Source organism: Mucilaginibacter sp. OAE612, assembly GCF_041806395.1.
In the GTDB taxonomy this organism is placed as follows: Bacteria; Bacteroidota; Bacteroidia; order Sphingobacteriales; family Sphingobacteriaceae; genus Mucilaginibacter; species Mucilaginibacter rubeus.
This window is the reverse complement of the sequence record NZ_JBGMUW010000001.1, coordinates 2018351-2041372: the sequence shown is the minus strand read 5'-3', so window position 1 is coordinate 2041372 and position 23022 is coordinate 2018351. Positions and strand designations below refer to the sequence as shown.

Sequence of the window (23022 nt, the reverse complement as noted above, 5' to 3'; positions counted from 1 at the left end):
ATTCGGCACCTATTGTATCACCGGATTAAATGTTCCGCCATCCCATCCTATATTTTGCTGCAGATTTTTGTTTTGTAAAATATACTGCGGATCAATAGGACCGAAATAATAGGCATCGGGTATATTGATTTGACTGGTGGCACCAGGATCTATCGGCTCATACCTGTAATTGGTAATAGCCTTAAGAAAAGCGTTACGATCAAACGATGCCGGTGAATTTACTATCAGGTTAGAAAGCTGTGCCGCAATCCCGCTATTACTTTGCGTAATATCAATACCATATTGAGAGGATGCAGCCGCGCTGTTAAAGTACGGCCCGTAAGCATGCAGCGTACCCATGTTATTCAGTACACTAAACATCCGCCTGCGCCTTAAATCCCAAAATCGCTTTCCTTCAAAAGCAAACTCTATTGCCCGTTCGGTCATAACAGCGTTCAACGTGGCCTGATAATCAGAACCAACCGAGGCAGCCAATCCATAATTTCCTGCTCCTGCTGTTACATGGGCCCTTTGGCGGATTTGAATAATATAAGCCCTCGATTCAGCCGGGTGCTGAACTTCATTAGCAGCCTCGGCAAGGTTAAGTAAAACCTCAGCATACCTGATGATAGGCCAATCAAAAGCCTGGCGGTTCCAAACGCTTGAACCCAATGTGGTATCAATCCCCTTACGGCAATAAAAACCCGTGATATTATAATTGGGTGTAGCTTTGTACGCATCATCGCCGGCTATCGTGTTAAAAATCCATTGCACACGTGGTGTAATATCCGCAAAGTCGTACCTGGCGCCATTATATACAATTGTTTGATAGAAGCGCGGATCCCTGTCCTTCCAAAACTCTGTAGGGTCATATCCCGAAGCCGGGTCGGAAATTGGGAGACCATTTTTCATGGGATAAGCCTGCACCATCTCCCAGGTTGGATCGCAGGAGCCTGCAGCGCCAGAGGTTTCAGTTAAAGGCCTTTGCCCTTGTTGAAAGCCATTTGTTTTTTCGGGATAATGGTAACGTAAGCTCAAAACCATTTCCTTAGCAGCCCCTGCCTTATCATACCACATGTTCTCATTTGGTTTTGCAGTATTATCGGTATATAAGCCATAACCATCAGCATCTAACTCAGTTTTAGCGGCCAGTAAGGCACTATAAGCATCATTCCAATAAGTGGCATTAGGTGTTTTGCAAAACAGAGGACTTGCTTTTAATAACAGGGCTTCGCCTTTTACCGCCATAGCAGCGCCTTTGGTAACCCGGCCAATATCATTTGAACCCCAGGTGGCCGGCAATAAATTAATTGCGCTATCCAACTGTTTGCCAATAAAATCAAAACATTCAAGTGACGAATTTCTTTTTACCAGTAAAGTATTTATATCGGCTGTTGGGTCCTGAACCGCGGTAATGATCGGCACTCCTCCTAATACCTTTACCATCCTGTAGTATAAATATGCGCGGAAGAAGTATGCCTGGCCTTTCAGGCTTTTATAATCAGCATCAGATAGAGCAGATTTACTTTTATCAATATTCGCAAAAAAGTTATTGATAGACCTTACCCTTCCCCAGTCCCAAACCCTGTCGGGATAACCGCTTTGGCTTGTATAGGTGCCTTTAAGAAAAGAGTTAAGCCCATTGCCGCCACTGCCGCCAGAATAAGCCTCGCCGGCCAGTTCTTCGTTCCTGTTCCAGGAAGGTAAAATATTATAGAAGTCGGTTACATATCCTTTTACAAAATCAGGACTGCCCCATTCCTGCTCCGGCGTAATTGGGCCTCCCGGATGATCAACATCAAATACCTTTTTACAGGATATTGTTAAAGCAATCATCCCCAATAAAACGAATAGTATATTGAATTTAAGTTTCATGATCTAATAATTTAATGTTTAAAGTGTTACATTAAGCCCGCAGGTAAACCCTCTTAATACCGGGTACATTCTGAAATCGCCGCCCAGTTCAGGGTCCCAATCGCTTACATGGTTCCATTGATACAGGTTTTCGCCGCTGAAATAAACTTTCACAGCTTTAACTTTTATTTTCGCCAACAAGCTTGCCGGCAAACTGTAGTCAACAATTAAGGACTTTAACCGCAGGAAAGCGCCATTTTTTAACCAGAATGTAGATGACACCTCGCTATTGCTTGTGCCTTGCCAGTCGGTCATGATAGGACTTGGCATCGTGGCACTAGAGGCTGTTTGCGGAGTCCATGCATTTTTCCAGATGGTTAAATTATCATTGCCAGGCAAAGGCCGTCTGTAGTAAACATCGGTAGGCATAATGTCGTAACGACCCAAACCGGCAAATACAGCAGTGAGGTTAAGCCCTTTCCAGCCAAATGTGAAGTTGAAGCCATAATTAACACGGGGTACCCCGTTTTTTGAAATGATTTGCTGGTCGTTCCCGTCAATTTTCCCATCGGGCGAATCGGTACCCAGCGGGCCCCTGATATCTTTGTACATCAACATCCCGGGCTGTGGCTTGCTACCAAATATGGTGAAATTAGGGCCGTTAGCTTTTAAAATATTATCTACGTCCTGCTGGGTTCTGATAATTCCGTCGGATACATAACCCCATATAACCCCGTTAATGGGTTGTCCGATCAGGTTCTGGTAACCACGAACCGATGCAGCCTGGTCAACCTTCAGATATTTGTTGGCAGAATATGACCAGTTGCCAGACACACGATAGAAAAAGTCATTGATGTGCCGTTCGTGACTAAGAGATAGCTCAATACCCCGTGCCGATGCTATTCCATAATTAACTGCAGGCAAGCTTGCTCCAACAGTACTTGGGACCGATGCCACACGTGCGCCAAGGATATCGGTGGTTTTTTTGTACCATAAATCAACAGTTCCGGTAAGGATTCTTTTTGGCATGCCAAAGTCTAAACCCAGGTTGTAGTTATGATTTTTTTCCCATGTGATATTAGGGTTGATAGTTGAACCCAACGTTGTTGAAGGCGGAAGCCCGGATCCTATATAAATACCTGAGTTTGCGTTAAAGTTGTAGGTTTGTTGCCACTGCCATGGAGCGGTATTATCTGTACCGGTTATACCGTAAGAAAAACGCAGCTTCAAAACATCAAGGACTTTAGTATAATTTGCAAAGAAGTTTTCATTGGCGATATTCCAGCCTGCTGAAACGGCCGGGAAATATCCCCAACGCTTATTTGACGGGAAAATATAAGAACCGTCGGCCCTCATGGTAAAGCCAAGCAAATATTTTGAGGCGTAATTGTAATCGACCCTGCCAAAATAGGAAGCAAAGCCTGTAGGCTGGTTCTGATCGCCCCTGATGTACCAGTCAGTGCTATTGGTTGAGCCACCATTAATTTGCTGATAGTTTGGGTTGCTGTAATTGTCATCCCAAATGGTTGAATAATGGCCCCGGTATGCCGATTGTTCATAGCCGGCAAACGCGCTGATATTATGAAGGCCAAAAGATCGGTCATAATTCAACATCAAATCCAGTTGGTAATTAGATGACTGCGAATATGACTCCTGCAATTCTGTAGGTGCACCAATTCCGGAAATCTGGGCCTGGTCTAATATCTGATAGCCTCCTGATCGTGTTAAATCCAATTTATCGGTAACGATGTGGTTATGGTCGCCACCGGTTTGGAAATAATAAATGTAAGGTGCATTACGCCATGCTTTGGTGTAATTATTAGTGGTATTGTAAGCGAAAGTACCCTTTGCTGATAGTCCGGTTATGCCGGGGATATCATATTTCAATTGAAAAACCGGGGTGATATTGTTACCCGACGGCTTGGTGTAGCCACCATTTCCCTTTGCCAGGTTGGCGGTATTGGTATTATCAAAGTTGCCAACAGGAAGGCCATTAATAAAAGACGGCCGGCCGGGATTTACCATTAACAACCTGTTGTACATGTTCGACAAATTGAAATCCCCATAATCATAGGCCCAAAACGGACGGCTGCCGTTATTCCATTCGCTTTGGATATTTAAATTATAGCTCCACCGCTCAGAAATTTGTCCATCCACTTTTGCTGTTAAATTATATTTACGGAAGGAATTTGAGGTTGCCCCTTCCTGCTGGAAATAACCTGCCGAGATGTAGTACCTGGCTGCTTGCGAACCACCACTTACGGCTAAGTTATGTGAAGTATTCCAAGGATTACGCCAGGTATCTTTTAACCAATCGTAGGAATGTGTTTTGAAATAATCTAATTCATCAGGCGTATAATAGCTTGGATCGTTTGCCGGCAAACCTTTTTGGGCAAACGCCTCATTGGCAAAAGTATAAGCATCAAAAGCGTTCATTCTCCGTGGTGTAATTTCACGGTTATTCATTGTATATGATGCATTGTAGGATATAAAGGTCTTATTAGCTACGCCATGTTTTGTTGTAATCAAAACAACACCGTTACCGCCCCTGATACCATAAATCGCGGTTGACGCGGCATCTTTCAGGATACTGATGTTATCGATATCGGCCGGGTTAATGGTGGCAAATGTTGTTGCATCCCTTACAAAACCGTCTATCACGTATAGTGGGTCTGTTCCGCCCTGCCAGGTAGAGGATTCCCTGATTTTAATATTAGCGCTTGCGCCGGGATAGCTACCCTGCGTAGTAACGGTAACGCCCGGTGACAGACCTTGCAACAAATTGGCTGGGGAAGATGTAGGGCGGTTTTCAAGTGCAGATGATTTAATTACACCTATTGCACCTGTCAGGTTTTCTTTTTTCTGCGTACCATAGGCAACCACAACTATTTCGCTGAGCCCGCTTACATCGGCTTCCATCTTTACCAGCATGGGTGTACCAGGAGTAACCTGCAATTCTTTTTTCATATAGCCAACAAATGAAAAAACAAGTGTTGCGTTCCCATCCGGAACCTCTATGTTGAATTTACCACTGGCGTCGGATATTGTGATGGCTTGACTTCCCTTTACTGAAATAGTCACGCCGGCCAGCGGTATATTTTTGTTATCAAATACCTGCCCGCTTATCTTAACCGGGCTTACATTTAAGCTGGTAACTACATTATCAGCAGCCTTTTCAATTTGCTGAAGAACAATGTTGTTATTAACCTTTTTATAAGTTAAGGACTGATTTTTAAGGCATTCCTTTAAAGCCTCGTCTATTGAGGCATCTTTCAGATGAATGGTTACACTTTTATTCTGTACATCTTTTGAATCATAAAAAAACACATATCCTGTTTGTTTATTTATCCGGTTAAGTACTTTTTTCAGTGAGGAATTTGTTTCATCCAGGTTAATTTTTTGACTATACACTTTTGCGCTACATTCAAGAAGGGCAACTAACATGATCAAGGTAGTCAATTTCATAACTAATAACATTTTGCGCGGCCACGGACAACGCATGGCCATTAAAAAAGCATTTAATTTCATACTTTTGCTGAGTTGGGTTAACAGATAGTTAGAGACACTAAACATATTCCCGTTTTGCGGGGAGGGTTAACTCAATATTTAACCGCATTCCGATTGCCCTCGGGATGCGTTTTTTTTGAGTTAACCTTGTGGGGATGGGCCTAAATTTTGAAGGCCGGATGTGTATTTATTTTTCCATATGGTTCTCGTCTTTTTAGGTGAATAATTGGTTAATTACAGGTGTTAATTCATTACAATAATTGTTTTCCCATCTATTTTGTAATGTATTTGCTTAAAACTCAGAATATCCAGTATTTGTGAAAGATTGACGTTCCTGGAAATTTCGCCCGAAAACCGCCGTGATGGTAATTGCCCTTCATATTTGATCTCCACACCATACCAGCGCGAAAGCTGCCGCATTACTTCCTGAATATTATTGTCTTCAAAAAAGAAAAATCCGTTTTTCCAGGCCACCACTTCATCCGCATCTACATTCATAACATCGATCAGGCCGTGGTCAAACCTTGCCTGCTGGCCCGGTTTAATGATATTACTCACTTTCCCGGCCGATACTTTTACACTGCCTTCGAGCAGGGTAGTTTTAACAGCCTGCTCATCATTGTAAGCATTGATGTTGAAATGGGTTCCTAATACTTCTACGGTTTGCCCGTTTGAAATAACTTTGAACGGCTTTTTGGCATTGTGTGCAACTTCAAAATAGGCTTCGCCGGTAAGTTCTACCCTACGTTCGTTACCATTAAAAACTACCGGGTATTTTATTGATGACGATGCGTTTAACCATACTTTAGTACCATCGGCCAAAATAAATTGATACTGCCCGCCTTGTGGCGTAGCGGCGGTGTTATATATAATGTTCTTTGACGGATGGAAGTCCACAACAACATCCCTATAACTAATTTGGCCGTCGGCGGCTTTTTTTATAATGATGTTACCCTGCCGTGCGAGTTTTCCAATCTTTGCACCATTTAATACGATAGTGCTTCCATCGCCTAATGTTAATATGGCTTTGTTTCCGCCGGGGGCTACATCCTGTTTCTGAGGCTTAACTGCAGCTATTTGCCGGCGGGAATTATTATTAATGGTAAAAAAGTATCCCCCCACAGCCATAAAAAAAAGTATTGAAGCAGCTATTGCCCAACGCGATAATTGTATCCTTTTTGTCCTTCCCTGTATTTCATTCAGCAGATTATCAAGGCTCTCTTTCTGATCTTCTTCCAATTGCTCCTGCGACAAATAAGGATCGCCGTGCTTGTATTTTAAATACCAGCTTTCAACCAAAGCATTCTCTGCCGGAGTAGTCATGCCGCTGTTATACCGTTCTATTAAATCTTCGATGTCTTGTGGTTGCATAATCGTTAAAGGATATATCATCCTTATTACCCCATATACAACTACAACCGGGGGGAGGGAGTAGATGAAAATAAAAAAAAGTAAAAATAATTTACCGGATCATAAAACGGGGAAGGTATCACCTGTTGTGATTGTAAGAAAGCTTATTGAACACTTACTTATATTCAGCTATCTCAAGTCGCCGGATCGACATCGTCTATGCTTTCAGATATAAGAATTTGTCACAAATAAATTCAACGCAAACGTTTGTTTATCGCAACAAGGCTCATAAATATGTTTTTTGAGTTTTATAACAGCGAAGTGTTGTTATTTAAAGCCTGTATTAATTACCCCGACGGTAAAATCTTTACCAATCAGTTAAAAATAGCGCTCTTAATCAGCGGATTAAAGCGACATAGCGCTTGCATTGAGGGCAAGAACCTTTTTGTTAAAGCTGATTCGCCCAAATTAACGCAAACGGTTGCGTAGAACTTTAGCGCTTAAAATCACTCCAGTCCTCTTAATTTGTAATAACAATTATACAATAGATAAACAAGGGCCCCGTTTCAGGCGATTCGTTTATCCCGGGCCTCAATGGTCAGCAATCAATAAATATCGCTTGCAAATTTATAATCAATGTAAACTTTAATGGCTTTGTACGGTAAATATAGTGACGACGATTTGATAACGCTGTTAAGGCAAGATGACATATCTGCTTTTACGGCGATTCATTCGCGCTATTACGGAGCGTTATATCAGCATGCGTATAAAAGATTGCCGGACAGAGATACCGTTAAAGATCTTTTACAGGAGCTTTTTATCCATTTATGGGACCAAAGAACATCAATTGATATTAAAGGTAGTTTGCAGGCCTATTTATGTACCGCTGTACGGAACAAGGTTTTAAATGTTTTTAAGCACGAGAAAGTAAAAGCCAACTACATCACTTCGTTAATTAACTTTGAGGAAACCTGCGAATCTACAACGGATGAAAATTTAAGAAATAAAGAACTTATTGCCCTGATTAAGGCCGAAGTAAGCTCTTTACCCCCAAAAATGAAACTGATATTTGAGTTAAGCAGGGATTCAAACCTGTCGCACAACGAAATTGCCGAAATATTGGAGATAAGCCCCTTAACTGTTAGAAAGCAGGTAAATAATTCTTTAAAAATACTGAGGGCAAAATTAGCATCACATCTGCTAACCCTGTTTTTATAACCAGGTTTTAATACTTACGTGGTGTATTTTGATATGCGATAATAGCATCCTAACAGATTAAAAAAATTTATGCTGTTTTAAAATGTTCCCGGTTTTGATTCGTCTTCATTATTAAAGACGGTTAAAATCATCAAATAAACAATAACATGAAAAAGCATATCATATCAATAGTACATAGTCATTTGTGGGAGGGCATAGACGACTAAAAGAGTAAATTACCAAAGGTTATTAGCGGCGGGTGCTGTATCTTAGCGCCATGACGGATTATAAACTGGAAGCAGCTAAAGCCGCTTTAACCTTGATTACCCCCAATCAGACTATTGGTTTGGGAGCCGGGAGCACCATAGCTCATTTGGTTAATATGTTAGCCCAGGATCGTAAGCTTGCGGCTTCCTTAATATTTACCTCATCATCATTCAAAACAACCCAGTTGCTAAGCAAACATGAGTTGCGCATTCAGTCGCCTGCGTTGCTTAATAAACTCGATATCTATTTTGATGGATGCGACCAGTTTGACAGCGAACTAAACGCACTGAAAAGCGGCGGCGGCATCCATACTACCGAAAAGATCCTTGCCTCAATGGCGCATGAATTTATTTTGCTGGGCGATGAGGGAAAATTCTCAGCCCAACTTAACGCTACATATCCGCTGGTTATAGAGATATTACCCCAGGCCTTACAAATTGTACTGGCAAAACTGGCAACCCTGTTTCCTCAGGCTACGCTTACCCAGCGTATGAGCACACAAAAAGATGGTGCGTTGATATCTGATAATGGCAATATGCTGATCGATGTACAATTTACTGAGCTACCCGAACCGGTTAAATTAAATACCCTGGTTAAAATGATACCGGGTGTTGTTGAACACTCTTTATTTTACCAAATGGCCGGCAGGGCAATTATTGCAGGCGAAAATGGCATCCGGACCATAAGGCCTCAACGCTAACTGTCAGTCGGCATTATTTAAAACGGCGATACCCTTTAACGTACACACGCCATAGTTAAAATGGTTTAAAAGCTGCAGCTGAACATCCCATAAATTAAATTCGACATGCGGGTATATGGAGGCGTTAAAACCAAGTTCAATCTGGTTAACCCGCATAATGGCAATTATTCTGGTATCAATTTCGGGACGGACATACCCTTGATCGATGCCCTTTTTTAAAAGCTTCCCGATAATATTTACCATGAAGCCTGTTTTAAATTTCAGGTATAACATCCAGCCTTCATGATGGTACTTTTGCAGATCGAACAAGACAGCAGGGTTTACCCTCGAAAAGATCTCCCCTGTACATTTGGTGAGCTCAACCATCTCATCCATCATATTACCCGCGTCACTAATAATTGAGCAAAGCATTGCCTCATCATCGGCCAGCCGCTTTTTTACAAGGGCGGTAACAAGCTCGTTTTTGTCCCTGAAATGCTGGTAAATTGTTTTTTTGGAGATCCCCAAATGCCGGGCAATATCATCCATAGTAACGCTTTTTATTCCCGCTTCAAGAAAAAGCGCTTCGCTCCCGTTTAAAACCCGCTCCTTATCAATCATAGCTTAGGTAGTTATCAACGCGGTGATCCCTCTTATAGCGCCGATCAGGATCTCCTGGTTCATTTTTTCATCCCGTGTGAGCTGGATCATGTTAATGGCTATCAACCCGTGAATTACGGCCCAGTAGGTGTAATATCTTTTTTGAACCTCTTCGTCACTTACTTCGCGGGGCGCGTATAGCGTACGGATCACTTCAGAAACCATCTCCGGAAAAACCAATGCTTCCGCTATCCGGTTTTCTACCGGGCTGCAACCTGTACCAACGGCAAACATCAACTGGTAAAGCTCCTTATAGGCAATCGCAAAGTTCCAGTAAGCCAACCACATAGCCTCCATCTGTTCAATGGCGTCTGTATGTGCCTCTTTTGCCAACTTCACCATAGCTGCCAGTTTCAGGTGTCCCTTGCGGGCAAGCTCGGTGTACAAAGCTTCCTTGCTTTCAAAATATTCGTAAATAGCGGGAGCCGTGTACTCGATATGCTCAGCAAGTTTCCGCATACTTAACGCATCACATCCCTCACACTTGATCATATCCAACGCAGCGTCCAGTATTTTTCGGCGGGTATCATCCTTTTGCCGCAATATCCGTTCTTTACTTCCCATGTTTTAACCTCTCAATCACAAGCAAAATTTACTTTAATTTATTCATTAATAAATAATTAACCATAATTAAATTATCAATTTGGTTTAGATGATTGTATGATAACAGGTTTTACAAAAATCAATTAGTTGGCATAGATAATAAATGTTTAAACAACTTCAAAATATGTCAAAATCACCACTGGCTATAAAAAAAGCCCGGCAGCTCAATTGCAAACCGGGCTCCATGATTAATAGGGTGCTAATGTTATCTATTTCCAGCCGCCTCCCAAAGCGCGGTAAAGGTTAACTATGGCTTGCAATTCCTGCAAATGATCGTTAACGCCGCTTAACTGGGCAGCAAGCAAGTTTTGTTCTGAAGTTAAAACATCGGTATAATTTGTAGCCGAACTGTAACGCAGCAACTCCTTGGTATAATCAACCGATTTTTCGAGCGCCTGCAACTGTTTAACCCTTGAACCTTGTTTTTCAATGGCGTTTTGATAGGAGAACAACGCGTTGGTTACCTCCTGCCCCGCCGTGAGTAATGATTTTTGATAAGCATAATAAGCTTCCTGTTGCTGGGCTTGTGCTGTTCTTAAACGCGCCCGGTTTTGACCTTTGTTAAAAATGGGCTGGGTAATGCCGCCAACAAAGTTGTAAAATATGGAATGATCAAAAAAGTTCTTCAACTGCAGGGTTGATAAACCGGCCTGCCCGGTAATGGTAAGCTGCGGATAAAAATAAGTACGTGCCAGGTTGGTATTTTCAAACGCGCTCCTGAAGGCAAACTCAGCTTCCTGCACATCCGGGCGGTTTTTTAAGAGCTGGGATGGGATGCCCGTTTTCAGGTCGGCTACGGGTTTCTGCTCGCTTAGCGTTGTACGTTTGATAGTGCCCGGGGCCCTTGCCAGCAAAATGCTTAATGCATTCTCGGCTTCGCGGATGCTTTGTTTAAGATCGGGGATGGTAACCTCGGCGGCATAACGGTTAGCTTCGCTTTGTACCACCGCCGCTCCGTTTACAACAGCCCCTTCCTTCAGGGCTTTTACGGTCTCTACATCTTTTACCCGTATGGTAAGGGTTTGCTGAGTGATAGCCAATTGCTCATCAAGCGCCAGCAGGTTATAATAAGCGTTTGCTATATCGGCTATCAGCTGGGTTTGAACCGCTCTTTTTGCCGCGTCACTTTGCAGCAATGATGCCAGCGCCGCTCTTTTCGAACTGCTTAATTTACCCCAGATATCGGCCTCCCAACTGGTACTCAAGGCTGCCTGGTAAGTAGTGGTTTTCAGGTTGAACGAGTTGGCAAACTCAGGCGGAAAATTTAAGCTTGCTGCTGATGTTTTTGCCCGCGTAACGGTTCCGCTTCCTTCCAGGCTTGGCAGATATGCCGCCTTGCTTTGGTTAAATGTTGCCTGCGCCTCGTTAATGCGCTGTACGGCAGTTTTTAAATCGAGGTTTTCACGTAGCCCTTCCTGGATCAGGTTTACCAGAACGGTATCAGAAAATAGCTGGCTTACCGGCATGCTGGCCATTGATGTGGTATCGCTGATGGTGGTATCGCGATACAGCTTATCGGTATTTACTACCGGCTGCTGGTATTTTTTTGTAACACATGAGGCAAATACCGCCGTTGCTGCCAGCGTGGCCAATATTTGCCGTTTATATGAATGGATCATTTTTTTGCTTATTTATCGTTTTAAAAATTTTGCTCTGAGGCTACCGTTTCGGTCTCAATCTCTATTTCTTTTCCAACAGGTTTACCGCTTACGCGTTCCTGGAGTGATTGGAAGATGATGAACAGTACCGGGATCACAAACACACCGAATATGGTACCGATCAGCATCCCGCCTACAGCGCCTGTACCTATTGAGCGGTTACCTTCGGCACCTGCTCCTGATGCAATCATTAGCGGGACTAAGCCCAGTATAAATGCGAAAGATGTCATCAAAATAGGCCTTAAACGGGCAACCGAGCCATCAATAGCGGCCTGCACAATGCTTTCGCCGTTACGCCTGCGGGCTACCGCAAACTCAACTATCAGGATGGCATTTTTGGCTAACAGGCCGATGAGCATGATGAGGGTGATCTGCAAATAAATATTATTTTGGATGCCGAAAATCCTGGCGAAAATGAACGCGCCGGCCAAACCTATAGGCAGTGACAGTAATACAGCAAATGGCAGGATATAGCTCTCGTACTGCGCACTTAATAAGAAGTATACAAACACTAAACACAGCAGGAAAATAAAAATAGTTTGACTGCCGCTGGCAATCTCCTCGCGGGTAAGGCCCGAAAACTCGAATCCATAACCGGCAGGCAATGTCTTTGCACCCACTTCCTGTATGGCTTTAATGGCATCGCCCGTGCTGAAGCCCGGTTTCGGAGCGCCGTTTACCGAAATAGAAGTAAACAGGTTAAAACGGTTAACTGATTCAGGGCCGTAAACCTTTTTCAGCGTAACAAACTCAGATATGGGTGCCATGGTATTATTGGCATTGCGCACATACATGTTGTTCAGGCTGCCGGTGGTACCCCTGTAAGCGGCATCTGCCTGGATCATTACACGGTATTGCTTGCCAAACTCATTAAAGTTGGAGGCATAAACACCGCCAAAATATCCCTGTAAAGCGCTTAATACCGAGTTTACAGTAACACCGGCATCTTTACATTTAGCCACGTTAACATCAACCAAAAACTGCGGGAAGTTGGTATTAAAAAACGTAGAAGCATATTGAATTTCGGGACGCTGGTTTAATGCGCCCAGGAACTTGCCGTTTATTTCGGCAAATTTCACAATGTCGCCGCCGGTTTTGTCCTGCACCTGGAACTCGAAGCCGCTGCTGTTACCAAAGCCCTGTAAGGTTGGCGGAGCAAAGAACAGGACGGTAGCACCTTTAATTCCGGCTGTCATGCCAAATAGTTTACCGATAACGGTGTTCACATCAGATCCTTTGGCCGTACGTTTGTCCCAGGGTTTCAGCTTAACCATGATTAAGCCATATGAGCCACCCGCGCCGCTCAGTATGCCTTGACCTGCAACCCTGATAGTCGACTCCACTTCGGGCAGGGACCTTACCATACCTGATACCTTGTCGATAACCTCGGTAGTACGCTCCAGTGACGCGGCAGGCGGCAATGAGATATCGCCAATAATAAAACCCTGATCTTCATTAGGCACAAAGCCCGATGGCGTTGTTTTTAGCAGGAACCAAAATATCAACCCAAAAACCGCAATGCCGGCAATCGAGAGCCATTTTTTGGCCGCAAGAAAGCTTACAGATTTTTTGTATTTGCGGGTAATTGTATCAAAACTGGTATTAAAGGCTGTATAAAATCTTTGTAACAGGCCTGTTTTATGATGCTCGCCTTCGGGATGCGGTTTCAATAACAGCGCGCACAATGCCGGGCTTAATGTTAAAGCGTTTACTGCAGATATAAAAATCGCGACAGCAAGCGTTAAACCAAACTGTTTATAAAACACCCCGGTTGAACCGGTAATGAACGTTACCGGGATAAACACGGCAGCCATTACCAAAGTGATAGATACTATAGCGCCGCTGATATCATTCATAGCGCTGATTGTAGCCGCTTTTGCCGATTTAGCCCCATGATCAAGCTTGGCGTGTACGGCCTCAACCACCACAATGGCATCATCCACCACAATACCAATGGCCAGCACCATGGCAAATAGCGTAAGCAGGTTAATGGTAAAACCAAACAGTTGCAGAAAGAAAAAAGTACCCACAATAGCCACAGGCACCGCGATAGCCGGGATCAGCGTGGAACGGAAATCCTGAAGGAATACGAACACTACGATAAACACCAATACAAATGCTTCAATCAGGGTGTGCACAACTTTTTCTATCGAAGCATCTAAAAAGTCATTAACACTAAAAAGGGAAGTATAACTAATGCCCGCAGGGAACGTTTTCGACGCCGCCTCAATGGTCTGCTCGCAGTTTTTAATTAACTCATGCGCGTTTGAACCCGCGGTTTGATAAATGGCTATAGCTACCGCAGGTTTGCCATTCATGGTAGTAGCATTGGCGTAACTTTGCGCGCCAAGCTCAACCCGCGCTATATCTTTCAGGCGCAACAGCTGACCTTTGGTTGAGGAGCGGATAACGATGTTTTCAAACTCAGGCACACTGGTAAGCCTGCCTTTATATTTCAATACATACTGGAACGACTGGTTATCGTTCTCTCCTACTTTACCCGGCGCGGCCTCAATATTTTGCTCGGCCAGGGCATTGTTCACGTCATCGGGCACAAGGCCGTAGGTGGCCATTACATCGGGCTTTAACCAAATACGCATGGAATAATCCTGTATGCCAAATGAGGATGCATCACCTACACCGCTGATACGCTTGATCTGCGGCAGCACGTTAATGTTGGCGTAGTTCTGCAAAAATTTCTCGTCGTAGCTTTTATTATCGCTCGACAGGGAAAATACCATCACCATACTGCTTTGGCGTTTACTGGTGGTAACGCCTGCCTTGGTAACCTCGGCAGGGAGCAAACTGGTGGCTTTTGACACCCTATTCTGCACGTTTACCGCCGCCAGGTCGGGGTCGGTACCTTGTTTAAAATAAACAGTGATAACAGCGCTACCGTCATTACTTGCAGTAGAGGTCATGTAGGTCATATTCTCCACGCCGTTAATTTGCTCTTCGAGCGGTACGATAACACTTTTCATTACCACTTCGGCATTAGCGCCCTGGTATGATGCGGATACCTGCACGGTAGGCGGTGCTATATCGGGGTATTCTGATATGGGCAAGGTTGTAAGGCCCAGGATACCCAGTATGACTATAATTACCGATATTACGGTAGATAATACTGGTCTTTCAATGAATGTACGTAACATATTGTTTATGTTGATGCCGGGTAAAAAGGAATCCGGCCGGTGTTGTGAAAATTATTTTAGATCTTTATATACCACGGCGTTTTCCTGTACTTCCGGTTTGATAACCATACCGTCTTTTAAACTGCCTGCGCCATAGGTAACAATGGTATCACCTGCCTTAAGGCCCTCGGTAACTACATAATATTGGCCTGTGGTGAGGTCCATAACGCTCACTTCGGTATTTTTAACCGCTCCTTTACCGTCAACCACATACACAAAATGCTTTCCCTGCAGCTCATAAGCGGCCTTTTGAGGGATTAGCACGGCATCTTTTACAGTCTGGGGGATCTGTATAGTAGCACTTCCGCCGCTGCGGATCAGGCCAACAGGGTTAGGGAATGCTGCCCGGTAACTTGCCGATCCGGTTTCGGTATTAATTAAACCGCTGATGGTTTCCACTTTACCTTTTTCGGCATAGGTGCTGCCATCCGGCAATACCAGTGAAACAGGCGGCGTGTTAGCCAGCTTTTCATTCATGGTTTTTCCTTTTACCGTTCTCGAAAAATCAAGCAGCTGCTTTTCATTCAGCGCGAAGTAGGCATACACTTTACCAATATTGGATACTGTTGTTAATGGCTGCGCGGTTGAACCGGTGATGAGGCTACCTAATTTATAAGGAATGGCCCCTACCACGCCATCAACCGGGCTGGTTATTACCGTATAACCTAAATTGGTTTCGGCGTTTGCTAAACTGGCTTTTGCCTGAGCGAGGGTGGCCTTGCGGGCTTTTAATGTATACTCCGCCGATTCAAGCTCATAATGGCTGATGATATCTTTTTCAACCAACGGCCTGGTCTTGTTAACCTGCAGTTGGGCAGCGCTTACATCAGCTTCGGCACTGGCTATGGCCGCGGTCGCGGTGTTTACATCCTGGGCATATTGCGGCGCGCTGAGCTTAAAAAGCAGCTGGCCCTTTTTTACAACGCTGCCCTCGTCAATGTAGATCTTATCTACATAACCATCAACTTTAGGACGGATCTCTATATTCTGCTGCCCCTGGAGTGTGGCAGGGTATTCGTTGTTTAGCGTAGCGTCATGTAAACTGATTTTAAAAACCGGGTAGCTTTGCGGTGGTTGGGGAGCTCCCGCAGCCATGGCGCCGCCCTGGTTTTGGCTGCCGCCACATGACGACAATAAAATTAAGGCGACCCCAAAGCCGGTTAGCAGTTGAACTGTATTTTTCATAAATATAAACTTGTAGTTATTGGAGTGAATTGATATTGAAGACATTGTGATGTGTGTTAAATTATTTTGTTTGACGATTGCGTTAATCACCGGATAAATTTTTTACTGGAAAATCATTTTACAGATCATCTTCTTTCGCTCATTAATGAGGCAGGTATAACTTTCGTTGCTCAGGTTAAAGGCCTTTTTATATATGGGCCCCATGATAAGCGGGTATGACATCAGCGAAAACAGGTTCAGCACAAAATGCATGGGGTTCATCCGTTCAATATTACCTGCTTCCATTTCGGCGCCGATCTGCTCCATGAACTTATTGATATGATGCGGCCTGGCCTCGTTTGTGTACTTACAGATGTTTGAATTGATCTCGGTGATCAGGAAAGTTTCCTGGTAGGGATAATTGTTGGCCTCAGTTAAAAACAACTCTATAAAGCTTTCAACCTTGCTTTTAAACGGCATGTCGGATGCCATAACAGCGTCGAGACGGGTTGTTAAAGCAAGCATTGCTTCCTTAAACACCTGTTCAATTAAAACGTCCTTAGTGCGGAAATAGTAATTTAACAAGGTGCGGCTTACACCGGCCGCGTCGGCGATATCCTGGGTATTGGCATGGAGCCGGCCCTCGGCAAAAAAAATGTGTTTAGCGGTGTCCTTAATTAATTGTTCGGCACCTGTGTCCCTTATCGGCATAAACAAACCTGGCGTTTAACCGGGCACACTATTACGCCCGGCTGCATCAACAACTGATGACAGGGCAAAAGTGGCTCAATTATCGTTTTTGCAGAATGTTTAAAGGATGGCGCAATATGTCAAAAAGTCGTTTTCACTAAAAACATTGTAATGGAATGGTAATAATAATTACAGCGTTGCAACGATACTTATCATTTGCAATTAAAATTATAACGAATAGCGTAGTAACTACGCACCAATGAGATCGGACTGAGAAGAATTTCTCCAGGGAGGGCTATAGGCTTATAAAGGCGTTTGACGGTATTTACTGGGACTGGTACCGCATTGTTTTTTGAAAAACTTGCTAAAAAAGAACTGATCGGCAAAGTTGAGATAAGCAGCAATCTGGGCTATGGTTAACGAGGGGTCGTTAAGGGCGACTTTAGCTTCCAGGATCACAATCTCGTCAATGAACTCGCCCGCGGTTTTGCCAGTTATTTCCTTTACAGTTTGCGAAAGGTATTTAGGGGTGATATTCAGCATGGCAGCGTAAGCCTGTACGCTTCTTTCTTCCTTAAAATGCTGCGGAAGGATTTTTAAAAACCTAAAGGTCAGTTCTTCCTTACGCGTACCTTTTACTTCCGCTATTTTTTGTTGCTTTTGATATAGTGCACCGATCTCATAAATAAAACCGGTAAAAATGCTTAGCACAACTTCATCCTGGAATGCCAGATCATTACGATTATCCATTTTACTTTCAAGGATTTTCATAATTGATATAAGATTATCGGCCGGCTCCTGATCAATAACCAGTAACGGATTTACCTGCGATGATAAAAAATCAAACGCTTCCACATTTTTTGTGTGGATACTGGTAGCAGATAGATAAGCCGAGGTAAATATGATCGAGGTAAGCCTGCAATCTGGCGAAACATTCAGAAACTGGCGAACGGTATTGGGCGCTACCATCAGGATGTTATTCTTTTTTAAGTTGTACTCCAAAAGGTTGGCATTAATTGATAGCTCACCTTCATGAACAAGCGTTAAAAAAAAAATGGTCTGACCGGAAGGGATGCAAAATAGGCACCTCAATATCCCCCGGATTAAACGACATAATATGCAGGCCTTTATACTGATTGGTAACACCAAGCGGAGCAAGCAATTGCTCCATGGTATGCATCTGTACAGGTCGGATATCTTTCGGCATAGGGCAATAATAACTATTATTTGCACGAATTATTACGCCTCGTCCGGGCATTCGTGTATATCAGCTCATTGACGGGAACGAAATCCCCTTAATTTTTCTGAACAACTCAACCGCATACAGATCGGTCATGCCCGAAACAAAGTCAAGAACGGTCTGGATCTTTGAATAATCGTCATTGGCTTTGGTTAAAAACTGTTTAGGGATCAGTTCGATCAGTTTCTCGTGGTATTTTGAATTATTTTTTAAATAAGCAGGGACAAACTCTTCCAATAAACCACCCATTACCTTATAACCAGCAACTTCCTTTTGCACTACCGAACTATAGTTGTAGATCTTTTTTACAGAAACCTTTTCGATTGCTTTCATGGCAGACCGGAGCGGTTCTTCAATCGCATCCATCAGCGCCGAATTAAAATCACCGTTCATGATCTCTTCCTGTTTATCATAGAACAGGTTTGAGCATTGGTTTACCAAAGTATTTATGGCTATTGCCCTCAAATAGCCAACTTTGGCATCTGTATCATCAAACTCTTCCAGTCGCTCTTCCATCCTGGGAATAGTACACAACGGTATTAGCAATGCTTTCACTTCCTCATAGGAGAGTATTTTAAGGCGATGGGCATCTTCCAGATCAACGACATTGTAGCAAATATCATCCGCAGCTTCAACCAGGTACACCAGGGGATGCCTTTTGTAAATAAGTTCATCGTCCTCTACCCTGATCAAACCCAAATCATTGGCTATCTTTTCAAAGTCCTGTTGCTCGGAAGCGAAAAATCCGTATTTCTTTCGGTAGATGATACCCTTTTTATGCCCGGCTACAGATGAACAGGGGTATTTTGCAATAGAAGCGATGGTTGAATAAGTCAATGCCAAACTCCCCCGGCCTTTACCGGCAAACGGATGCGTTAATAATCTCAGGGCATTGGCGTTACCTTCAAAATGCGTCAAATCTTCCCATTGCTGCGCGGTAACAGTGTCTTTGTAATCCTTACCTGCTCCTTCCGCAAAATAATGTGAAATGGCTGATTCGCCCGAATGACCAAAGGCGGGATTACCCAAATCATGGGCTAAGCAGGCGGCAGCCACCATATTACCGATCTCACTGATCAGCGGATATTTCCTTTCTACATCCGGATCTTCTTTAAGCATCCGGTTGAAATGCATCCGCCCTAACGAGCGGCCCACACTGGCTACCTCCAAACTATGCGTAAGCCGGTTATGTACAAAAATGCTTCCGGGCAAAGGGAATACCTGGGTTTTGTTCTGCAACCTCCTGAAGGGGGATGAAAAAATTATCCGGTCGTAATCCCGCTGAAACTCCGATCGTGCGTCGATATGGTTTGCAATATATTTATCCTCGTAACCCCAGCGTTTTGCCGATAACAGTTGATCCCAGTTCATTATAGTATGGTGTGTATAGGCGGCAAAAGTAGCCATTATGCATGAAAGAAATAATAAGTTACACCACCTCAAAATGCTGCCTCAGCTTTTCTTCTTCCAAATCAAGCAGGTCTAATTGCTGCTTTACAATATCGTCGCTGATATTTTCTTTCTTATTCAGCGTAAGCAGTAAGGCACGCTGCTGATCCATCACGTCATTCAGGATCATGCGGTAATCATGATAAAAATTATCGGCGCGTTGTTCACTGCCATCTTTTTCCCAGTCTTTCAGCAGTTCCATATCGGCACTCAACCTTAGCCTAAATGCCTTGACCATATCGTTACCGTCTAATCTGTCGGCATATTTATCTTCAAGTATTTGTAAAGCTAACTTCGATAACTTTTTCCTGACCAACTGCTTTTGCTGCTCCGGCGAAACGGTATAGTCGCGATCTGGCATATTTACAAACTTCACCAATAAGGGCAACGTAAGGCCCTGAACCACCAGGGTAAACATGATCACCACGAATGTGATAAACAAGATGAGGTTGCGTTGAGGAAAGGCGGCACCGGACGGTAAAAGTTCGGGGATACTCAAGGCAGCGGCAAGTGAAACCACGCCCCGCATACCTGCCCAACCCAGCAATAATGGCCCCTTCCAGCCCGGGCTCGGATCGGCAGTGGTGATGTAACGGCTAATGAATACGGTAAATACAGAGGCACCAAAAGTACTGGCTAAACGGGCCAGTATCAGCACACCGGTTATAATGAGGCTATAATTTATCGCCGGTTTCAAACCTTCGGGCCCAAGCGCCTTGATAATTACCGGAAACTCTAATCCTATCAGGATAAACACAAACCCGTTTAAAACAAAAGCTACTGTTTCCCAAACATTAACTCCCTGTAACCGGCTGCGGTAACTTAATATCACGTGCCTTTGGGACGACAGGAACAACCCGCCGCTTACTACAGCCAGCACTCCCGAAAAGTGAAACTCTTCGGCCGCCATATACATGGCATACGGTGTAATAAACGTAAGGATAATATCAATATTAGCCGTAGTTGGCAGCCAGCGGTGTATGGTATAAAAAACCAAACCTACAGCCAATCCAATAACGATACCCATTACAATTACCAGTACAAAACTTAGCGTGGCTTGTCCTAATGCAAATTTGCCGGTAACAACCGCGGCAAGCGCAAACCTGAATATCACCAAGCTCGATGCATCGTTCATCAAGCTTTCGCCCTCAACAATGGAGATAAAGCGTTTAGGTATTTTAATATTTTTAAGGATATTGCTTGCTGATACGGCATCTGGCGGAGAAATTATCCCCCCGAGCAAAAAACCCAGGGGCAAGGTAAAACCTGCTATCAGGCTATTTGACACTACCGCAATTAAGCACGATGTTAAAATAACGATCAGAAACGCGAAGCTGGAGATCACCCTCCGCCATTTCCAGAAATCTTTCCAGGATGTGTTCCAGGCCGATTCATAAAGCAAAGGCGGCAGAAAAATAACAAAGATCAGATCGGGTTGAATTTCGATACCCTTTAAAAAAGGAACAAAACCAAGCGGCAAACCAACCAAAACAAGTAAAATGGGATAAGCTATTTTTATTTTTTGCCCCAGCATTACCACAAAAAGGATAACTATTAACAGGCAGGTACATTGAACAATAACGTGATGCAGCATGTAGCTAAAATACAATTATTCGTTGAGTAAAGCTTGCAAACTATATTATTAGGCAGTATTAAGGAAGCATGAACAAATAACCGTTTTTGCTGTTATGAAAGCATTAAATAAAAACTACCGAAGTAAAAATTGAGTTATAAAAAGATAAAATCCTAAAAAACAGCAACAAAAAATAAAAATAAAGTCATTTTATATCAAAAAAAATACAAACCTATTTCGATAGCTTCAAATATTTTAGTATTTTCGCAATCATGGCGCCGACGATAAAAAAAATATTCTTCGCATTATTTTTTTTCCAGCTTGCAATAGCTGTAGCCCCTGCTAACGCCGAATCAATTTTAACCCATTACAAAAAATCCGGCCAGGCTGCCGATTTAATTTCCCGTACCCATCAAAGGATCATCGGTCAAATTCAGCAGCAGGAGGTTCAGGATGATTCACCTGATTCAGATACTAACGAAGCTCATCATAACCGTACCATCATACGCTTTTTACCCAGCCGGGTAAATTATTCATCAGCACTAATGCCTGGTCAGCAGGCCTCACTTGCAGATGTTATATCATTAGTCGAAAAACGACAAAACCAGAATAAATCCATCAAAGGCTTTTTGCCTGCGTATTACAATTTCCTTTTCAGGCTCAGCCCGTTCTGATCCTTTTTCCGTTTCAGATGCCCTTTGCGGCAAATCCATGTTTTTATAAATCAAATTTTAACATTGGCTAACAGTACGTGATTAGCACTGCTATGCCTATAATCTATCCGGAAAAAAATGAAAAGGATCATCATTTATATACCCCTGCTGGCCATGGCCGCCGGCATATTTGTCACGGGTTGCTCAACCAAAGCCAAAACCAATAACGAAGCTGCCGCTTCCGATACGCTTCAGCTGCCTGTACTTACGTTAAATACGCAGGATACCGTTCTTCAAAAATCATACGTTGCCGATATCCAGGCACAAAAAAACATCGAGATCCGTTCGCGTGTTCGCGGCTTCCTCGAAAAAATATACATCGATGAAGGAAAGCAGGTTAAAAAAGGCCAGCTTTTATTTAAGCTTAACGACCAGGAATTTAAAGTAAACCTGTCAAAAGCTAAAGCCGCGTTAAGTAATGCCGTGGCCGCAGCCAAAGCAACCGAACTTGAGGTAGCAAGGGTTAAACTACTGGTTGACAAGAAAGTAATATCTAAGTCTGAACTGGAAGTTGCCGAATCAAAGATGAGTGCCGATCGGGCAACCATTGAAGAAGCACGCTCTATGGTACAAAGCGCCGAAGACCAACTGGCTTATACCTACATCCATGCGCCGTTTGATGGCATCATCGACAGGATCCCGCTTAAGTCGGGTAGTTTGATTGACGAAGGCACATTGCTTACCAGTCTTTCGGATATCAGCTCCATGTATGCTTATTTTAGCTTTCCGGAAAATGAATACTTACAATATATCCGCAAAAAGGAATCAGCTCCCGGCCAAACAAGTGATAAGGTTAAGCTGGTATTAGCAGATGGCCTGGACTTCCCTTACCAGGGCGAAATAGAAACAGTAGAAGCTGAAATTGAGCAAAAAACGGGCTCAATCAATTTCAGGGCAAAATTCCCTAATCCAAACAGGTTATTGAGGCATGGTGCTACCGGTAAGCTTTTCATATCTACCAAAGCCAATAACGTAGTCATGGTGCCGCAGCAGTCGGTGTTTGATATCCAGGATAAAAGTTACGTGTACATAGTTGATAAGGATAATAAACTGCACATGCAGGCCTTTTCGCCGCAAACCCGTTTTTCTACCTATTATATAGTAAAAGACGGTCTAAAAGCGGGCGACAGGATCTTGTACCAGGGAGCGCAGAACGTACGTGACGGCATGATCATTAAACCAAGGAAAATGGCAAAAGATTCATTGCTGGCAATGAAATAATTATCGCCAAGGTTTCCTTTTTCCGGC

The 23022-nt window shown here is 43.5% G+C and carries 17 protein-coding genes; 4 read left to right on the top strand and 13 right to left on the bottom strand.

Annotation, left to right across the window (positions count from 1 at the left end):
- Window positions 1–9: 9 nt before the first annotated feature.
- From ABID99_RS08650 to ABID99_RS08640, 3 genes are all read right to left on the bottom strand, one after another.
- Window positions 10–1854 carry a RagB/SusD family nutrient uptake outer membrane protein gene (locus ABID99_RS08650; RefSeq protein WP_176627405.1) on the bottom strand — a complete coding sequence of 615 codons (1845 nt, stop codon included), beginning with the start codon at window positions 1852–1854 and terminating at the stop codon, window positions 10–12.
- An 18-nt stretch (window positions 1855–1872) separates the two neighbouring features.
- A complete protein-coding gene (locus ABID99_RS08645; RefSeq protein WP_373613447.1) occupies window positions 1873–5298 on the bottom strand; it encodes a SusC/RagA family TonB-linked outer membrane protein in 3426 nt (1141 codons plus the stop codon).
- 285 nt (window positions 5299–5583) lie between these two features.
- A complete protein-coding gene (locus ABID99_RS08640; protein WP_373613446.1) occupies window positions 5584–6711 on the bottom strand; it encodes a FecR family protein in 1128 nt (375 codons plus the stop codon).
- 627 nt (window positions 6712–7338) lie between these two features.
- On the opposite strand from ABID99_RS08640, the gene ABID99_RS08635 reads away from it, so the two are divergent.
- Both ABID99_RS08635 and rpiA read left to right on the top strand, forming a co-directional pair.
- Window positions 7339–7908 (top strand): RNA polymerase sigma-70 factor, encoded by a 570-nt coding sequence (locus ABID99_RS08635; RefSeq protein WP_090527209.1) that lies wholly within the window; start codon window positions 7339–7341, stop codon window positions 7906–7908.
- Window positions 7909–8164: 256 nt separating this feature from the next.
- Entirely contained in the window at window positions 8165–8854 is a 690-nt protein-coding gene (rpiA, locus tag ABID99_RS08630) for a ribose 5-phosphate isomerase A (RefSeq protein WP_373613445.1), read from the top strand.
- Window positions 8855–8857: 3 nt separating this feature from the next.
- Here rpiA and ABID99_RS08625 read toward each other — a convergent pair whose 3' ends face one another.
- The 10 genes from ABID99_RS08625 to ABID99_RS08580 all read right to left on the bottom strand — a co-directional run bounded on the left by ABID99_RS08625 (window position 8858) and on the right by ABID99_RS08580 (window position 21082).
- The gene (locus ABID99_RS08625; protein ID WP_373613444.1) at window positions 8858–9454 is read right to left on the bottom strand and encodes a TetR/AcrR family transcriptional regulator; all 597 of its coding nucleotides are present in this window, start codon (window positions 9452–9454) and stop codon (window positions 8858–8860) included.
- A gap of 3 nt (window positions 9455–9457) precedes the next feature.
- Window positions 9458–10057: a TetR/AcrR family transcriptional regulator gene (locus ABID99_RS08620; protein ID WP_090527202.1), complete on the bottom strand. Its 600-nt coding sequence runs from the start codon at window positions 10055–10057 to the stop codon at window positions 9458–9460.
- Window positions 10058–10305: 248 nt separating this feature from the next.
- The gene (locus ABID99_RS08615) at window positions 10306–11715 is read right to left on the bottom strand and encodes an efflux transporter outer membrane subunit (RefSeq protein WP_354483693.1); all 1410 of its coding nucleotides are present in this window, start codon (window positions 11713–11715) and stop codon (window positions 10306–10308) included.
- A gap of 20 nt (window positions 11716–11735) precedes the next feature.
- A complete protein-coding gene (locus tag ABID99_RS08610; RefSeq protein WP_373613443.1) occupies window positions 11736–14906 on the bottom strand; it encodes an efflux RND transporter permease subunit in 3171 nt (1056 codons plus the stop codon).
- A 51-nt stretch (window positions 14907–14957) separates the two neighbouring features.
- Complete coding sequence (locus tag ABID99_RS08605) at window positions 14958–16130, bottom strand: efflux RND transporter periplasmic adaptor subunit (RefSeq protein WP_373613442.1); 1173 nt, start codon at window positions 16128–16130, stop codon at window positions 14958–14960.
- A 102-nt stretch (window positions 16131–16232) separates the two neighbouring features.
- Entirely contained in the window at window positions 16233–16820 is a 588-nt protein-coding gene (locus tag ABID99_RS08600) for a TetR/AcrR family transcriptional regulator (protein WP_090527190.1), read from the bottom strand.
- 282 nt (window positions 16821–17102) lie between these two features.
- Window positions 17103–17801 carry a helix-turn-helix domain-containing protein gene (locus ABID99_RS08595; protein WP_373613441.1) on the bottom strand — a complete coding sequence of 233 codons (699 nt, stop codon included), beginning with the start codon at window positions 17799–17801 and terminating at the stop codon, window positions 17103–17105.
- Between the two features lie 28 nt (window positions 17802–17829).
- Entirely contained in the window at window positions 17830–18006 is a 177-nt protein-coding gene (locus tag ABID99_RS08590; RefSeq protein WP_373613440.1) for a hypothetical protein, read from the bottom strand.
- Window positions 18007–18066: 60 nt separating this feature from the next.
- Window positions 18067–19410, bottom strand: a complete 1344-nt coding sequence (locus tag ABID99_RS08585) for a deoxyguanosinetriphosphate triphosphohydrolase (RefSeq protein ID WP_175489983.1) — start codon at window positions 19408–19410, stop codon at window positions 18067–18069.
- A 58-nt stretch (window positions 19411–19468) separates the two neighbouring features.
- A complete protein-coding gene (locus ABID99_RS08580; RefSeq protein ID WP_373613439.1) occupies window positions 19469–21082 on the bottom strand; it encodes a Na+/H+ antiporter in 1614 nt (537 codons plus the stop codon).
- A gap of 251 nt (window positions 21083–21333) precedes the next feature.
- Here ABID99_RS08580 and ABID99_RS08575 point away from each other — a divergent pair, with 251 nt between their 5' ends.
- Together ABID99_RS08575 and ABID99_RS08570 are read left to right on the top strand one after the other, a co-directional pair.
- Window positions 21334–21735, top strand: coding sequence for a hypothetical protein (locus tag ABID99_RS08575; RefSeq protein WP_090527185.1), 402 nt, complete (start codon window positions 21334–21336; stop codon window positions 21733–21735).
- Window positions 21736–21852: 117 nt separating this feature from the next.
- Complete coding sequence (locus tag ABID99_RS08570; protein WP_176627415.1) at window positions 21853–22995, top strand: efflux RND transporter periplasmic adaptor subunit; 1143 nt, start codon at window positions 21853–21855, stop codon at window positions 22993–22995.
- The last annotated feature ends 27 nt before the right edge of the window (window positions 22996–23022 follow it).

Bases quoted from the DNA above. Each gene is read 5' to 3' on its own strand.
- ABID99_RS08615 (WP_354483693.1), bottom strand. From the start codon at position 11,715: ATGATCCATTCATATAAACGGCAAATATTGGCCACGCTGGCAGCAACG.
- rpiA (WP_373613445.1), top strand. From the start codon at position 8,165: ATGACGGATTATAAACTGGAAGCAGCTAAAGCCGCTTTAACCTTGATT.
- ABID99_RS08640 (WP_373613446.1), bottom strand. From the start codon at position 6,711: ATGCAACCACAAGACATCGAAGATTTAATAGAACGGTATAACAGCGGC.
- ABID99_RS08650 (WP_176627405.1), bottom strand. From the start codon at position 1,854: ATGAAACTTAAATTCAATATACTATTCGTTTTATTGGGGATGATTGCT.
- ABID99_RS08635 (WP_090527209.1), top strand. From the start codon at position 7,339: ATGGCTTTGTACGGTAAATATAGTGACGACGATTTGATAACGCTGTTA.
- ABID99_RS08645 (WP_373613447.1), bottom strand. From the start codon at position 5,298: ATGAAATTGACTACCTTGATCATGTTAGTTGCCCTTCTTGAATGTAGC.
- ABID99_RS08625 (WP_373613444.1), bottom strand. From the start codon at position 9,454: ATGATTGATAAGGAGCGGGTTTTAAACGGGAGCGAAGCGCTTTTTCTT.
- ABID99_RS08580 (WP_373613439.1), bottom strand. From the start codon at position 21,082: ATGCTGCATCACGTTATTGTTCAATGTACCTGCCTGTTAATAGTTATC.
- ABID99_RS08600 (WP_090527190.1), bottom strand. From the start codon at position 16,820: ATGCCGATAAGGGACACAGGTGCCGAACAATTAATTAAGGACACCGCT.
- ABID99_RS08575 (WP_090527185.1), top strand. From the start codon at position 21,334: ATGGCGCCGACGATAAAAAAAATATTCTTCGCATTATTTTTTTTCCAG.
- ABID99_RS08605 (WP_373613442.1), bottom strand. From the start codon at position 16,130: ATGAAAAATACAGTTCAACTGCTAACCGGCTTTGGGGTCGCCTTAATT.
- ABID99_RS08590 (WP_373613440.1), bottom strand. From the start codon at position 18,006: ATGCCGAAAGATATCCGACCTGTACAGATGCATACCATGGAGCAATTG.
- ABID99_RS08570 (WP_176627415.1), top strand. From the start codon at position 21,853: ATGAAAAGGATCATCATTTATATACCCCTGCTGGCCATGGCCGCCGGC.
- ABID99_RS08620 (WP_090527202.1), bottom strand. From the start codon at position 10,057: ATGGGAAGTAAAGAACGGATATTGCGGCAAAAGGATGATACCCGCCGA.
- ABID99_RS08610 (WP_373613443.1), bottom strand. From the start codon at position 14,906: ATGTTACGTACATTCATTGAAAGACCAGTATTATCTACCGTAATATCG.
- ABID99_RS08585 (WP_175489983.1), bottom strand. From the start codon at position 19,410: ATGAACTGGGATCAACTGTTATCGGCAAAACGCTGGGGTTACGAGGAT.